General features: G+C 65.1%; 10 protein-coding genes. 2 read left to right on the plus strand and 8 right to left on the minus strand.

Translation table 11 applies throughout. From position 1 onward, the window contains the following. Positions 1 to 37 precede the first annotated feature (37 nt). Positions 38 to 2,281, minus strand: coding sequence for a CoA transferase (locus ACOOHB_RS06865; RefSeq protein WP_420444055.1), 2,244 nt, complete (start codon positions 2,279 to 2,281; stop codon positions 38 to 40). A 64-nt stretch (positions 2,282 to 2,345) separates the two neighbouring features. Here ACOOHB_RS06865 and ACOOHB_RS06870 point away from each other — a divergent pair, with 64 nt between their 5' ends. Beyond that, the gene (locus tag ACOOHB_RS06870) at positions 2,346 to 3,143 is read left to right on the plus strand and encodes a class II aldolase/adducin family protein (RefSeq protein ID WP_420444056.1); all 798 of its coding nucleotides are present in this window, start codon (positions 2,346 to 2,348) and stop codon (positions 3,141 to 3,143) included. A gap of 36 nt (positions 3,144 to 3,179) precedes the next feature. On the opposite strand, the gene ACOOHB_RS06875 is transcribed toward ACOOHB_RS06870, so the two are convergent. The 3 genes from ACOOHB_RS06875 to ACOOHB_RS06885 all read right to left on the minus strand — a co-directional run bounded on the left by ACOOHB_RS06875 (position 3,180) and on the right by ACOOHB_RS06885 (position 9,347). Continuing rightward, on the minus strand, positions 3,180 to 4,595 hold the full coding sequence (locus ACOOHB_RS06875) for an NAD-dependent succinate-semialdehyde dehydrogenase (protein WP_420444057.1): 1,416 nt from the start codon (positions 4,593 to 4,595) through the stop codon (positions 3,180 to 3,182). A 120-nt stretch (positions 4,596 to 4,715) separates the two neighbouring features. After that, a complete protein-coding gene (locus ACOOHB_RS06880; protein ID WP_420444058.1) occupies positions 4,716 to 5,705 on the minus strand; it encodes a hypothetical protein in 990 nt (329 codons plus the stop codon). 366 nt (positions 5,706 to 6,071) lie between these two features. Next, positions 6,072 to 9,347, minus strand: a complete 3,276-nt coding sequence (locus ACOOHB_RS06885) for a DUF499 domain-containing protein (RefSeq protein WP_420444059.1) — start codon at positions 9,345 to 9,347, stop codon at positions 6,072 to 6,074. Positions 9,348 to 9,643: 296 nt separating this feature from the next. Between ACOOHB_RS06885 and ACOOHB_RS06890 the strand changes: the two genes are divergently transcribed. Beyond that, the gene (locus ACOOHB_RS06890; protein ID WP_420444060.1) at positions 9,644 to 9,925 is read left to right on the plus strand and encodes a hypothetical protein; all 282 of its coding nucleotides are present in this window, start codon (positions 9,644 to 9,646) and stop codon (positions 9,923 to 9,925) included. Between the two features lie 16 nt (positions 9,926 to 9,941). Here the strand turns inward: ACOOHB_RS06890 and ACOOHB_RS06895 are convergent, their stop codons facing one another. The 4 genes from ACOOHB_RS06895 to ACOOHB_RS06910 all read right to left on the minus strand — a co-directional run bounded on the left by ACOOHB_RS06895 (position 9,942) and on the right by ACOOHB_RS06910 (position 15,859). Beyond that, positions 9,942 to 11,186 (minus strand): hypothetical protein, encoded by a 1,245-nt coding sequence (locus ACOOHB_RS06895; RefSeq protein WP_420444061.1) that lies wholly within the window; start codon positions 11,184 to 11,186, stop codon positions 9,942 to 9,944. A 235-nt stretch (positions 11,187 to 11,421) separates the two neighbouring features. Beyond that, positions 11,422 to 12,525 carry a hypothetical protein gene (locus ACOOHB_RS06900; protein WP_420444062.1) on the minus strand — a complete coding sequence of 368 codons (1,104 nt, stop codon included), beginning with the start codon at positions 12,523 to 12,525 and terminating at the stop codon, positions 11,422 to 11,424. A gap of 65 nt (positions 12,526 to 12,590) precedes the next feature. Then, on the minus strand, positions 12,591 to 12,836 hold the full coding sequence (locus ACOOHB_RS06905) for a hypothetical protein (protein ID WP_420444063.1): 246 nt from the start codon (positions 12,834 to 12,836) through the stop codon (positions 12,591 to 12,593). A gap of 236 nt (positions 12,837 to 13,072) precedes the next feature. Beyond that, on the minus strand, positions 13,073 to 15,859 hold the full coding sequence (locus tag ACOOHB_RS06910) for a DUF1156 domain-containing protein (protein WP_420444064.1): 2,787 nt from the start codon (positions 15,857 to 15,859) through the stop codon (positions 13,073 to 13,075). Positions 15,860 to 15,882 lie beyond the last annotated feature (23 nt).

Genomic DNA, 15,882 nt, shown 5'->3' on the forward strand with positions numbered 1-15,882 from the left:
GACGCAGGTTCCGGTGGTCGCGCCGAAATGGGTGCCGTCAGTCGACTGGTGCCGGATTTGTGCTCCCGGTTTGTCTGGCCCCGAGTTCGACCTGGATCTCATTCCGATGCTCGTCGAGGTACGGGGCTCGGCGCAGCGGCACGTCAATGCCGCCGATCAACGAGCCGACCTGGGTCATCGGGCCCCATTCGGTCTCACCGAGATCGACCACGTGGCCGTTGGAGAGCGCGACCTCGGACCCGACGAATCCTCGCCGTTCGGCGGGCAGATCGCTGGTGCCCTCGGGCGTCGTCTCATGCCACACCCACAGGAGTCCGTCGGGGGTCGACAGCTCCAGGTAGGTGCAGTCGGGGCCGGCGCCGCGGTAGTCGAGGCCGCCCATCTCGGATTCCGGTCGCCCGTCGTAGGACACGAATTCGGTTGCCTGCGCCGCGGTGACGGTCTGGGTGAGCGACGTGCGCACGGTCCGGCCCTCGCCGTCGGCCAGCCGCCGGTAGAGCGAGCACAGGACCCCGAACGTGGCGATCATGGGCGTTGCGGCATCGTGCACAGGCACGGTCAGGAACACCGGTTCGTCGTCGCCGCCTTGGGCTGACATGATCCCGCCGAGCGCCTGCAGCAGCGGGTCGAACGCCGGAACCTCCGCCATCGACTCGTCTCGGCCGTAGCCGGGGCTCTTGACCAAGACGGCATCGGGACGGATGCGGCGCAGCTCCGCGTCGGAGCATCCAAGCCGTTCGGCCACACCGGGGCGAAAGTTCTCGACGATCACGTCGGTGGCGGCGACAAGCTGCGCCATGACCGAGTGGTCGGCGGCGTCCTTGAGGTTGAGACAGACCGAGCGCTTGGACTGGTTCCAGCCGTTGAAGTACGGGCCGAGGACGCGGAATGGGTCGCCGCCGGGCTGCTCGATCTTGGTGACCTCGGCGCCGAGCATTGCCAGGTGACGAGTGATGACCGGTCCCGCGATGAACGAGCTGAGGTCGACAGCCTTCAGGCCCGCCAAGGGCGCTGCGCCCGGTGCCGACGGGTCGGGGCCCGCTTGAGTGGACCACGCGCCAGCTTCAATCTCGGCTCTCAACTCGTCGGTGTGGGCGCCGAGCCGGGGAGCCGGTTTGAGTTCAACGGTGTCGCACCCGTCGATCCACATCGGCTGTGGCGGGGTGCGCACTGTGCCGAGGTCGGGATGGGAGACGGTGGTCACGAGCCCATTGACTGCGGCCAGCGGCGAAGCCATGAACTCCTCGCGGGTCTGGGTCGGCTGGCACGGCACATCGTGAGCCCCGAGGATTTCCAGCCACTCGGCGAGGGGACGGGCCGAAAAGGCCGCCTCAAGGATCGGTGTGATCTCCGCCAGCGGCTCGAGGTCGAGCAGGCCCCAGGGCGGGTTCGGGAAGCGTTCGTCTTCCAGCAGGTCCTCCCGCCCGATGGCTCGCAGCATCGCCACGTAGAAGGGCAGCGTGCCGCAGGCCACGAACATCCACCGGTCATCGGCTGCCCGGAACAGCCGGTACACCGGCAGCCGACCAGCCGAGCCGAGCGGGCACGAGCCGTCGCGGTCGAGGCCGGCCATCTCTGGCATCTCGAAGTCGCCGATCTGCATGGCGCCCGAGCCGGACACTTCCGACACGGTGTAGGTGGGCGCTGCCCCGCGCTCCTGCCGGGCATACAGCCCCGCTGCCGCGGCCATCGCGCCCAACATTCCGGCCCCGTATGACGCAAGCGGCACCACGAGCTCGACGGGTCCTTCGGAGTAACTGATCTGGTTCCAGCCGATGCCCGTCACTGCGGCAACCTGTGACGGAGTGCCCGCACGAGTTGCATACGGCCCGACATCGCCCCAGGTAGGGCACGAAACGATCACGGTGCTCGGCGCCACCTCCCGAACGGCCGCCGCGGTCGGCCCGTCGGGCACAAAGACCACATCGGCACCCTTGAGCAGCTCGCTGAGCATCGGTGTGGCGAGCGATGCAGCCGTAGGCCGCAGGATGCCGGGCAGTGATGCCGCCGGACCGTCGACGCCGGCGGGCAGCGGGGCGCGCTCCCATTCGACGCCGTCGGGCACCACCGAGCGCTTGTTGCGGCTCACGGCTTGGAAGCCCGGGTCGCTGCGGTAGGGATCCCCGCTCAGCGGTTCCACCTTCACCACCGCAGCGCCCTGATCGGCGAGAAAGCGCGCTGCGTACGGCCCGGCGATGCCCGTGGTCATTTCGACAACACGGACCCCGTCGAGGCACTGGACCGTCGAGTCACTGCTTCGGGCACCGTCGGCGCTGCTCATCGGGATGACTGTAGGTGGCCCGGTCCTGCGGTCGCCGGGGACTGCGCGCTCTACGATTGCCCCTGTGACAACGACAACTTCCGACACCGCCGCCAACCCCTTCACGGAGATACCGATTCCGCTGGCACCGACGTTCGACACGGTCGAGGCCGAGCGGCAGCACCGCAAGGAGCGCCTGGCGTCGGTGTACCGGGCGTTCGCGCTGTTCGGATTCGAAGAGGGCGTGGCCGGTCATGTCACCGCACGCGATCCTGAGCTCACCGACCACTTCTGGGTGAATCCGTTCGGTGTGGGCTTCGGCCAGATCAAGGTGTCGGATCTGCTGCTTGTGGACCACGACGGCAACATTGTCGAGGGGCGCTATCCGCTGAACCAGGCAGCGTTCGCCATTCACAGCGAAGTGCACAAGGCCCGGCCCGACGTGATCGCAGCAGCGCACACTCATTCGCTCTACGGCAAGACGTGGTCCAGCCTGGGTCGACTGCTTGACCCGCTCACCCAGGACGCGTGCGCGTTCTACGAGGACCACGCCCTGTTCGACGACTTCACCGGCGTCGTGCTCGACACTTCAGAGGGCAAGCGCATCGGACAGGCGCTCGGCATCTGCAAGGCCGTGATCCTCCAAAACCACGGTCTGCTCACCGTCGGCAGCACCGTCGACGAGGCCGCGTGGTGGTTCATCACCATGGAGCGCACCTGCCAGAGCCAGCTGCTGGCCGAAGCCGCTGGCACGCCGATCCCGATCCGCCACGAGTCCGCCAAGCACACCGCCGCGCAGGTCGGCAGCCCCCTAGGCGGCTGGTTCAGCTACCAGCCCATCTACGACAAGATGGTCGAGCGCGACCCCAGCTTCCTGGACTGATCGCCCCCGCCGAGACTGGGGCGCGGTTCGCCGCGGCTACCACTGGGCGGCGATGTACTGGGTTTCGCAAAACTCGTAGATACCTTCGCTGGCACCTTCGCGGCCGAGGCCTGACTGTTTCATGCCGCCGAAGGGTGCTGCGGGGTCGGACACGGCGCCGCGGTTCAGGCCGATCATGCCGGCCTCAATGCGCTCGCTGACTGCCAAACCCTTGGCCAGGTCTTGGGTGTAGACGTAGCCGATGAGGCCCATCTCGGTGTCATTGGCGGCGGCGATCATGGCGTCGGTGTCGGTGAAGCTGGAGATCGGGGCAACGGGGCCGAAGATCTCTTCTCGGGTGATGGGCGCCGCCGGGTCGACGCCGCCGAGCACGGTCGGCTCGTAGAAAAAGCCCGGGCCGTCGATGGCGCGGCCGCCGGTAACGGCTTGGGCTCCCCCGTCGATCGCCGCGCGCACGAGCCGATCGATGTTCTCCACTGACGCGGCATTGATCATCGGCCCGCAGCCGACACCGGGGTCACGGCCGTTGCCAACCTTCACATCGCCCATGGCTGTCGCCAGTCGCTCGACGAACTCGTCGTGCACGGGTGCTTCCACGAAGAAGCGGTTCGCAGCGGTGCATGTCTCGGCTGAATGACGCATCTTCGCGACCATGGCGCCGAAGGTGGCAGCTTCGAGGTCGGCGTCGGCGAACACGACAAACGGCGCGTTGCCGCCGAGTTCCATCACCACTTTGAGCACCCGGTCGGCACAGCGCTTCAGCAACACCCGGCCAACCTCGGTGGAGCCGGTGAACGAGAGCATCCGGACCGCACGGTGGTCCACTACAGCGTCGAGCCAGGCGCCAGAGTTCGACGTCGGCACCAGGTTGACCACGCCAGGCGGCACTCCGGCCTCGCCCAGCAGCTCAGCAACCCGCAGCGACGTCAGCGGGGCTTCACGGGGCGGCTTGATGACCACGGTGTTGCCGGCAGCCAGCGCAGGGGCCAGCTTGCGGGTGATCATCGCTGCGGGGAAATTCCACGGCGTGATCATCGCCACAACGCCGACGGGTGGGTGCCGGGTGATGATCCGGTTGGCACCCGAAGGGGCGATGCTGATCGAGCCGTGGATGCGCACGGCTTCCTCCGCGTTCCAGCGGAAGAACTCCGCTGCGTAGGCCACCTCGCCCACTGCATCGGCGCGGGGCTTGCCGTTCTCCAGCGTGATCAGATCGGCCAGCTCGTCGGTGTGCTCGATGAGGATGCGGTGGGAGTCCCGAAGGATCTCCGAGCGGACACGCGGCGGCTCGGCGGCCCAGCCCGGCTGCGCAGCGGCTGCTGCGTCACACGCAGCTGCTGCGTCTGCTGGCGTCCCGGCTGCGACGCTCGCCGCGACGTCGCCCGTGGCAGGGTCGAGCACGTCAATCCGGCTTGCTGCGTCTCCAGCCAGCCAGCTGCCTCCGATAAGCATCTGTGTCTGCATCGGGCCAGCATCGCAAATCCGCCGTTCGCTGCGCGCCACCGTCAGGACATGGCCTCGGCGGGATGACCCAAACGGCAGCCCGGCTGACGCGTCCGAGTTGTGGTGTGATCAGTCGCCGTAGTGCTGGAGACCGCGCTCGCGGGCGCGCATCTCGGCGACAGCGCGCTGTGCGTCGCCGATCGCGTTCTCCAACTCGTCAATGACGACGTCAGGGTCGGAGGTGAACTCCATCTCCTCAACGAGGCGAGCCAAGCGCCCCTGGGTCCGCCACGCAGCGAACTTGGCCCACTCGGTCCAGAGCACCTCGTGGTCGTCGATGTCGATGAGGTCGGACGTGCGACTCTGCTCGTCGACTGCGACGTCGGTCGCCACGTAGCCGTTCACCATGGAGATCCGCTCGCACATCTCATCGAGGGGTCCGGCCCGGTGGACCACCATGTCACCGTGCAGCGCGACGGCGTATCCAGGTCCTGGGAAGTCGGGAGCGACAGTGCGGTCAAGCGGGACTCGCTCACCGGCATCGGCAAGCTCGGCAGCCTCGTGCTTGGTGCCCCGGAACCACTCGAAGCGGCCGCCGGCTACCTCGGCTGGGTCGGTTACTACAAGCACGTAGTCGAGGGGCAGCGTGTCGTGATGCCACTTGTCGATGGGACTGTCGATCTGTGACGGCTCGTAGTTGAGGTGGCCAAGATGCACCGGCATCGGGTGCGGGGCAATCTCGATGCCGTAGATCGCTTCGAGATGCGCCGTCACCTCCGGGCTGAGACACATGTCGCGCAACCAGCGTGAGCGGTAACAGCCGCCGCGCACCGTCCGCTCGATCCGCTCCCCTGCCGGACGGGTGAAACACCGCAGGCGCCGGGCCGTGTCCAGCATGATCGCTGCGCCCTCGTCGCTCAGCATCCGGAACGGCGACGACAGCGCCACCGGCGTGGCCTTCGTGGCGATCTCGGCATCGTCATAGCCGAGGTCAGCCAACATGAGGACTTCGGCTGGCGTTTCAAGCTGCAGATGCCGGTCGGGATTGAACACCGGCTCATCATCGAGCCACTCGTAACCCCGTGGCAGCGTCTCCGGAAATGGAATCGCGATACCCATAAACGCCTGCCTTGTGTGTAGATCTCGGCGGAGACCGTAGCCGGGTGGCCATCGATAGCCCTGCGGCTCACGATCTTGCCAGAACTGCTACCGCGCTCCCCGCTTCTCCGACACACCCGGATTGGGGCGCGTCGGTCGCGGAGGCGCTACTGGCCTTTTTGGCTGTGGCCGAGGCGTCTTCTTTGGGCTTGATTGCACTTTCCTAGCCATGAGCAGCATCTCCCAGAGCGACAATGACGCCGACGACTTCTACGGGCAAGAATAGCAAGCCCCGGTTGCAAGCCCCGGTTGAACCACTTCAGCCGCATGCTCAGCTGATGTCGATTGAAATCCGTCTGATGCCCGAGCCAGAGCCGCTCGATGCCCCTACTCGAACTCGGCGGCTTGGGCGTTGAGATTTTGGGCGTTCTCGCTGACGGTTCTACGAGTGGCGTCGTTGTACCCGTCGGCATTTTCTGCGCGGACCTCAAGCGCTAGTTCAAGGTTGGGGCCGAGGTGTGCGGCGATGTGGTCGAGGATGTCGCCCAGCTGCTTGATGCCACGGACCGGATCGAGCTGAAAGTGAGCGTAGAACTGGGTTCGGGTGGCTGATCGGCCCTCGGGAACATCGTCCGTGTCGGCCTCCCCCTCCGCAGATTCGACCCTGATTCGGGCATCGAGAACCGGGGCAATTAGCCCGATGTTCGCCCTGATCGCCTGTGCTTCGAGTTCCACGACCTGCGGCACATAGTCGGGATGGATGATCAGGCCACCGACTGTCGGGTCAACGTGCTCAGCGGTGCGGAGATCGACCCAGTTGTTGCCGTCGTGCGCCTCGGCATAGGCGAACGTCTCTTGTTGCCAGTTGAGATTGGCGGCACCGTCGCTGACGGCGCTCTCAAGGACCTCCCGAGACTTCAAGCGGGGCATGTACGGGAAGCGCGCATAGGCGTCCCACAGTTCCCCGACAGCGATGTCGCCTCGCTCAGACCACAAGTTGGAACGGTCGATATCCATGCGGATGCGCACACCGGCGTAGCGGGCAATCAGCTTCTCCTCGCTGGCCAGCTTGCGGCTGACCCGCTCGCCAAGGTCACCGGCGGTGGATGCCTTCGTCGTCTGCCAGACGACCTCAGCCGTACCCGGTGCGCGGGACGGAACGAGCACCTGAGTGAACGTCTCGGCAATCAGGCTGTCCACCTGTTTGGAGACATCTGCGAGCTTGCTGTCGGCTTGGCGCTTCTGCTGCGCTGTGAGATCCAGCGATTCGTGACCGTCGACGATCGACTGCCACGCCAAGAACGAGCGGGCAGCAACACGCAGCTCAGCCAGCCGGTTCGCCGCGGCCGCCACGAACACCAGCAGGTTCTGGTTCAGCCTCGGACCTGCGTCGCGCTGGGCAAGAATGCGCGCCGCCAGCTTCACTGCGGGCGAGTTCTCATCACCCGCAGAGTGAGTCGCATCGGGTGCCAGAACGACCAGGTGCGTACCGTCGTCGTTGTCGGGCACATCGCCCGGTCCCGCTGCGAACGGATGCATCGCAACGAAATCGCCCCGGTCACGCTGGCCGGCAATCCGGGTCCGCACCTCGTCGTCAGCGTCAAGGTCGCTGAAGTTCGAGGCCGCTCGATCCCCTGCGATGCGTGTGACGTTGGGGACCAGCGAGTACCAGTACTGCGAGCCATCGAGGTAGAGGTGTGTGGCCCGGTCCGACAGGCGCCGCAGCGCGTCGGCGAACTGCCCCACGGGCTCGCCCGGCTGCACGCACCCCAGTACGACCGACTTGACGTCGACGCCCTTCTTGCCCTCGGGACGGGGGGCCGAGCCCATGTACACGGTGCGGGCTGCACGGCGGGTCGCCGACAGCCGGCCGAAGTGGGGGAAGTCGCTGTCGATGCGCAGCGGCAACGCGTTGGGGCCGTCCACGTCGGATTTGATGACCGGATCCCAGCCCTCCTCGAGGTACTTCTTCAGCTCGCTGGCCACCGTGCCTGAGTCCATGGGCAGATTGCCGGGCATGATCAGCAGCGATTGGTCGCCGCGCTGCCACAGTTGGGAGATGGCGGTTGCCATGAGCCGCAGCACGCCACGGGTGCGCTGGAACTTGTCCAACGCCGACCAGTCCTCGAAGAGCCGATCGAACAGCTCAGGGTGAATCGGATATGAAAGCTCCATCCGGCGCCGGTAGTCAGCCTCGCCAGTGCCTGAGGGGAAATCGCCCGCCGCATCGCGGTACATCTCGCAGAAGGCGCGGATGACGCCGTCGCGCACCCGTGCCTTGTCGGGAGCAATGGGGTCGAAGAGCCGCCTTCGCACGATCTCGAACGACTCGTCTGCCGTAGCCGGCTGCCACTGAGTCGCAGTGCGGGCTACGACGTTCTTCAGGCGTTCCAGCGCCGTGAGTCCTCGCGGCCCGCCAGTCTCGATGTCAGATGCCGGGATCGTGATGAGCACCACGACGTTGTCCGCTGCCGCCGCTGCCTCGGTTAGCGCCTGGGCGAAGGTGAACTGCGTGTCGAAGTCGCCCGCCGCAACCCTGCGACCTTCGGACCCGGCATCGGGCAGCTGACGTGCATACGCCACCCACTCATCGATGAGCACAACTGCAGGGCCATAGCGCCGAAACAGCTCACGCAGCGACTCGCCCGGGTTGGTACCGGCCTCGTCATCAGTGCGGACCAGTTCGTAGCCCTCCTGCCCTCCCAGCTGGTAGGCGAGGTGTCCCCACATGGTGTTCAACGCCGTTCCGGGGCTGACCTGCTTGGGCTGGGACACCGACATGACCTGTCCCACGAGCACGGCCCGGTTGACCTGGGCAGGCAGCTCGAGCTCGGCTTCGGCCAGCATCTCCGAGACGCCCGGCAACCTCGTCGCAGGAATACCGGAGGCGAGGTGGTACAGAGCGATCATGCTGTGGGTCTTGCCGCCGCCGAAATTGGTTTGCAGCTCGATGACCGGGTCGCCATCGCCGCCGGAGAGTCGACGGGTCGCCCCGACCAGCAAGTCCCGTAACCCGGCGGTGAGGTAGGTCCGGGCGAAGAAGTCCTCGGGGTCTTGGTACTCGTCGTCGGCGCGTCCCTGGGAGACCTCGTACAGGTCAGCAGCGAATTCCGCTTGATTGAAGCGACCCGTCGCCACGTCGGCGTGAGGTGTGATGATCTCTCGCCATGGCGTCAGGCCGGCCAGCGGCTGCCCCTCAGTGGGCTTGGCGGCAGTGCGGCGCCGCTCGGCGCGTGATTCCTCGTCGAACATCTGCCGCATGAGATCGCGACGCAGCCCGCGAATCTTCTGCCGCTCGTCGCTGTTTCCGAACGCCTCAAGCAATCGCTCCATGGAGTCGAGTGCCCGCGCGGTGTCGTCGGTAGTGAATTGCTGCTTGTGCGCCCAGTTGTTACGGGCATCAGCCACCTCGAACACGAGCGATCGGATCGTCGCCGAGAAGCCGTGCCCGAAGATCTCGTTCCAAGTGGCCTTCATGCCGCGAAGCATGAAAGCAATATCGGTCGTGGACGAGTTCTGGTCGCGGTCGTGCATCTGGCGCCGGAGTGCTGCGAGCCAGTCGTCGCCGTAGAACCCCTGCCAGGTCTGCTCACACTTCGGCCGAAGTCCGTCGCCCAGCAGGTCGAGCGCCTTCGATACCCGCTCAGCGTTCGCCATCACCATCGGTTGCGCTCCTCCTGACGACCAGCGACTTGCGCCGCTATCCAATCATTCCACTGCGGTGCGACATCACGCACCGTCTCAATACAACGTCGCCACGGCGCTCCTGTTGCCGACATCCTTCACGCCTACCGCAACGCAACCGGGCTTCACTACATCGATGGAGACGCCTTCATGCTGACAGGGCCACGACGGGACGGTTCGCCACTCGAGATCGGCGTTCGGTACCATCCCGATGTGAGTTGCGATGTCGTGTTCCATGCGATGACAACCCGTCGCAAGTATCTGGAGCAACTGCCATGACATCGACCACCCGCACGTGGACTGTCGAAGAGACACTGGCGCAAAGCGAAGCTCTCGCCGACTATTTCGAATCGGTCGATCTGTCGCAGTATCCCGCGTACCCGGCCGCCGACTATTGGCTGATGTGCGCGGCGCAGCGCGCCGCGGCCACGGGGAACCCCGATCACGACCGGATCCGCGCGCTGGTCGCCGATGCACGAAGCGCCGGATCATCCTGGGGCCGCATCGGCGAACTGCTTGACATGACGGCGGAAGCCGCCGAGGCAAGATTCGGCTGAATTCGGGCGGGTCTCCTCAACCGGCTGCGCCAGCACCAACTCGGAGGCGCCCAAGAGATCCTGTGGCTTGGAGCCGCATCATCCGCAGGGACGAGCGGGCTGCAGCCAAATTTGCTTCGAGCCACTCTTCGCTGCTGTGGTGGCGCTGCGCGACAAAGCGCAACCAGCGCGGAAACGCCGACTCGACCGTGGAGAACCACTCTTCGTAGGGCGGGTGTTCATGCGTCTCTTGGCACTCGTCACACAGCCAGCCATGCGAAGGCAGCCACAGTGCCACGAACGTCTCGACTCTCAGCGGCGTCCAGTGGTATACGTCGCGGTCCCTGCACACCTGCGAGAAAGCTGCCACGGACCTCATGAGATCACGGAGTTCGTGTACGTGCTCGCCCAATGCAAGCGGCTGAGCTACGAATTCGACGATGCCCGAGATGTCGAGGTCAGCATCGGCACTGCCGACATCATCGTCTTCAGCGCCGGCCGGCAGCAGTTGCATCCGCTGGCCGACGAGTGAGCGCATTTCGGCATCGTCCCAGTCGGCATCGTCGCAGTCGCCATCCCATCCTTCGCTCGCCGCTAGATCGCGCAGCGCCTGGTCGAACTGCTCAAGGCCGGGCTCGAGAATCGCCCTCGCGTGCGCCAAGCTGAGTTCCTCGAGCGAATGACCTGGTTCAAGATTCCGGTCTTTGTCCGCGATCGCCGACTGCAAAGAGAAGCCGTAGAGCACGCCGAGGCAGAACGGATGCACGCCGAACGACAGCTCGTGTCGCGATCCGTCGGGGCGGGCGTACTCGATGAACAACTGCCAGTGCTCGTCCCATTCATCTCGGATCTTCACGGCGCGCACCGGTTCAGCCATACCCAGCTTCGTTGCCCACTCAGGCACCGCGACCCCGTCGGCGACATGGCGATCGAGCACGCCACGAGCCTGGTCCCGAATGCCATGGGGCCCGTAGGAGGCGAGCGCCGCCGCAATGACTGCGCCAGCTGGCCCTGGGTTGGATCTCGCATGCGCCAATGCGGCCCCGGCGCTGACGCCATCGCGATACCAGTCCGTGGCGATGCCACAGCCGATCAAGCGAGACACATGCACATCGGCGTCGTCAATGTCGCTCAACTCTTCAGAGAAACGCAGAGCGTCTTCGCTGAGCATGCGCAGATGTAGTTGTGTTGCGGATTCGATTTCCCGACGCCGGGGCACATCCTCGGGGCGGGTGCCCTTGGGGGTGACTCGGCCCTGGGGGGTTCGCCGCTTTCGAGCCATCAGTCACACTCCCCGATGCGTGCGTGCGACGCCGCCGCCGCCGGCGTCGCACGTGATTGGCAGTGGTCCATCCTTGTCTCCCTTTTCGAGGCCCGGCATGGGCTCGCGTGCATGGCGTCACAACGTTGTGACGCGAATGCCGGTGCGTTCGCAGACCCCCGCCGTGATCGTCGTTCGACGGGCTGCTCTCGTGTAGCACGCGCGGCGCTGCCGCAAGCGGCAATTCTCATATGGCTCACGTCGGATCGGTGGCGGTCGGCAGGTGCGGGCCGATGTATCCGATGTGGATCTTGCCGGTCTCACCTCGTGTGTCGTCGAGGAAATGCAGCCGTGGCGCCGTCGGCCCTTGGTCAATCTTGACGTGAGCCGGCATCAGCCGTGCACCAGACGGATCGAGCACTCGGTCAACCGGGAGCTGCCGAGATCTGCGGAATCTCTCCCCGTTGGTCACGGACTCTGATTCGCCCATCGCTACGCGGTTCGCGCTGCATGCGTACTCATGGCCACGGCGCTCACACCAGTGCTTGAAGTCGCCCTCACGATGGGCGTCAAGCGCATACGCGTGAAAGGCGAGCAACACGCGCATCACCGCCTTGCCTCGGGCGGCGCGACGTCCTGACTGGTCGAGCGTGCTGCGAGCATTCTCGGCTACGGCTTGGGGGATGCTGAGCGTCGGCAGGTGTTGTTGAGCGGCCGCGATAGCCGCGGCGACACTGCGAACCCGGTTGCCATCGGGAGTGCTGTGCACAAGTTGCAGAGCCGCCACTGTGCGCCGTTCGGCATTCGCGACACGCGTTCGCAGCTCGGCAGCGTCACCAGTCTCGGCCGTGTGACTCGGCTTCAGGTCCTCGCTGCCCGCAGTGCCGATGTCGTGACCTTCCGAGACGGTCGCAATTGCCTCTGCGCGCAACCGGCGGTTCTCGGCGGCCAGTTCATCTCGTTCGCGTCGGACCGATGTGAGTGCGTAGACAGCGATCCCGCGGTTCTGTTCGGCTGAATCGGCCGCAGTGTTCGAGGCCGCAAGCAAGGCGCCCATTCGACGGCTCTCGTGGTGCTGCTCGACAACTCGGCCGCGCAGCCGCCTGATGCGGTTGACAAACTGATCGTTCGCCCGCATGACATCGTCGAGGTCGCGCTCGCACGATGCCAGTTTGCTGCGGATCTCGATAAACGCTTCCCAGGTCTGTGCTGCCTCCAGCTCGCTCTTGGCTAGTTCGTCACGGGACGCCACGCTCAGGTCCACATGGACGTCGGTGGCTTCGCATCGGCGACCTACCCGCGGCGCGATCGCGAAGCAGATCGGCCCGGCTGCCTGCGGTCCGGTGCGTCGGCGGCTCATGTCGTCTCCTGGTTCCGAGATCGGGTGCTTGCGAGCGCGATCTCAGCAGGGGGGTGTGACAAACATCAGCCCGGAAGGCGAGCGCCAACGTACGGCGGCCGGCGCTCTGGCGGCCGCAGTTGAATCACATTGTCAGGAACGAATTGCGGTTCGCCCCCATCCGGATCGTCCAGTACTTCGAAGTCGTCTTCGACGTACACGATGTACGTCGACTCGTGACCCCCGCCCAGCCACCGAGCGATGCTGATGACCAAGTACAGAAAGCAGCCGCCGATGAGGGCCAGCAACAGGAAGGCAAACGCAGCAGCCACGGTCAGCCCCTCAATTTCTGAAATCCGCTACCAGCGGTAGTTCGCGGTCGGTTCATGGTGACCCCCCTCTGCGGTCGGAGACTTCGTCATGGGAATCTCACCAGAGGGGTGTCACGTGAATACCCGAGGCGACAAGATGCTTGCCCACGACAGGCCACACGACGCTGAGCGCGACGACGTCCACCGGTTCGCGAACCTGAACGCTCACCTTGGCCCGTCGCCGGCTCTGGCAGCGATCAGAGCAGCTGCTGCTGAGACGGCCCTGCGGAGCGGGCCGCGGCAGCGAGGGCGCCTTCGCGCAGGCTGGGCCATGCGGTGATGAGGCTGTTGTAGGCGTTGGCTTCGGCGGCCCAATCCTGGTCGTTAGCTTTCTGATAGAGCAAGTAGGCGAGCTGGCGAGCCCGGTCGCCGTTGCCGCCCAAGGTGTGCAGCAGATCGGCCGCTTCGGACTCAGACCGTTCCAAGGCAGCAACGAGATACTGCAGCGCCTCCCACACCGTGAATCGGTCATCCTCAGTCGGGGACCAGCCGGCATCCAGCTCCGACCGCTCGAACAGGCGGAATTTGCCTGCGCGGGCCTCGCCGATGCCCGACTCCGAGAGGCCGTCGAGCGAAGTGTTCTTTGCCTTGGACACGCTCTCCGCGTCTCCGGCGGACCCCGGGTTGTACCCGTGCTCAACGAACCAGGTGAGTGCGAATCGGGTGTCCCTGTCGAGTTCGGCCTCGTCGCCGTCGAGCACTTCACCCAGAATGTCGTTGATGATCGACAGTGCTGCCGATACAGGCATTGAGGTCCCGTCAGATTCCACAACTCGGGCATACCGTGAGAACACCTTGATGCCTGGGCCAATCGTGGACTGGGCGATGTCCACCGGAGCGATGTTGCCCGACTGCAGCACCCTCACTGCTTCGGGAAGCTCCTCGCGAAGCGCCTCGATGAACTGCCCACGTGTGGCCATGACCGCAGACTTGGGCCGGGGACGACATGACAGGACGATCGATGACGCAAGCGCGTTCGACCCTGAGGCCAGCAACCGGTTGCCCAGTTCGGTACGCATGGGCCAAGTAGCGGCCACCTGCAAGCCTGCGTCGAGAACAGCCTGCAGAAACGTGTCCCATCCTGTCGTCCGAGTCTCACCGTCTTTGGATTCTGTGGCCTTGTAGGCGTAATAAATCGTGGATGGCACGTCCGTGCGCTCGCTCGCGGCCACCTCGGTCATGAACTCCGCCATGCCAGATTCGAAGTGGGTCTCGGCCTCCTTCTTGGATCCTGCTCGGTACCGGTTGGCGATGAGCTCTTCTGCCTTCGGCGTCAGCAAGGTTGAGCACTCGTCTGGCCATACATCCGAGAGATTGCGGCGAAGCCACACGTAGAAGAAGTCCGAGAGGTCCGCATAGGAGATGTTGTCGTAGTAGGGCGGATCAGTGGACAGCACTGCGCCCGCAGTCTCTCGCATGAGCGCTCTCGCATCTCGCTGAACGGCATTGGCACCAGTGGCACGCCGCCCTGGAGCATGTGCGATGGCTTTTGCGATCCACCGCACCATCGCCATCCAATTGCCAGTCGAAGTAGAGAATGGGTTGCACTCGGCGAAGTCCCACTTCATCTCGATCGCCTGCCGCCCAAATGTGTTGCGCATCTTCTCGCCGCTGTTGTGCCACGTGCATACCGCCGACCAGTAGTCGGCACACTTGTCCACGGCGAATGCCAAGTAAGTGACGACCGCGTCGGCATACGCCGCCGCCCCGCGACCTTTGTCGCGCAATCTCACGCCGTCATCTGCCAGACCGGATGCAATTGCATCCTCCCGCACCTTCACTGCCACCTCGGTCAGCACATCTGAGAAGGTCATCAGCGCATGCAGCTGACGCGGGGAAAAGAGCTCCTGCCATTGGGTTATGCCATAACCAGGTGTCTTGAAGTCTCGCGGATTGTTGTGGATCGCTCCAAGATGCAATTCAGGTGGCCTTGGCAGCGGCACCCCGGGAACCGGTTTGGGCGAGCAATACTGCCTGCCTCTGTCACCTTCAGCGACTACGGCGATCAGTTGTGAACCATGCCGTCCCTCCAAACCCTCGCTGCGAATGTACGCAAATGGCATCGCCGCGCCTGATGCGATACACCGCCCGCCTCCCCGATCAACCGTGTGCTGATACACAGGTTCGCCGCCCTCGCGAATCTCATAGTTGATCTCCTGCGTGACGCGATCGACTATCGGCTCGATCCACACAGTCGGCTTGCCCTTCCGTTTCGAGAGAATCCAGGTTGCCACCAGCGGCACATAACCGGACCAACTGGGATCCGGTGATTCCACAGTCCGAGCCCAGATCCAAGCGATCGGCGTTAGCTTCTCGCCGTCAGGACCAGTGGCATCCGGATAGAGATGCCCGATGCGTCGCTCGGCCTCGTCACGCATCCAGCGCCCGTATGCCTCCACGTCCGCTGCAAGTCCCTGCGCCCGCTCCCACGTAGTCAGGCTCCTGTCAATGTCGGGATGCACCGGCGATAGCCGCGCAAAGCGCGGCGGGATCTCGATCATGGCCTTATTGATGAGCACCGCGACCGGGTTCAGATCCCCTGCCAACGCCGTCAACCCAAGCCGCTGGGCCTCGAGCGGGATCGCGCCACCGCCGGCGAACGGATCAAGAATCGGCGGAGCTCCCTCAGGGAAACACCGGTCGATTTCCGCACAGGCCGCCGCCAACACCTCAGGGTTGTTGGAATTCTCCCACTTGACCAACCGCTCCAGAATCCTGAACAACCGCTGCCGCTCCGCCTCCTGCGCCTCCACGGTCGGCAGCATGTTGCCGTCTGGGTTCCGGTACCCCTCGGCCGACGGATCGTCCACCAGCGACGCCCAGATCACCGCCCGCGCCGCCGCAAGCGGTCGCCGAGCCCACCACAGGTGCAACGTGGACGGGTGTCCATGCCGAATCGACTTCTCTCGCGCCGCCTCGGCATTGATCGCCGCCAACGGCAACGCCACCTCAATCAATTTCGGCCTGTAGCTACTTGCAGTCATGGGTGTCGACGCTAGTACACCGA

Source organism: Candidatus Poriferisodalis sp., from assembly GCF_965215815.1.
Taxonomy (GTDB): Bacteria; Actinomycetota; Acidimicrobiia; order Acidimicrobiales; family Poriferisodalaceae; genus Poriferisodalis.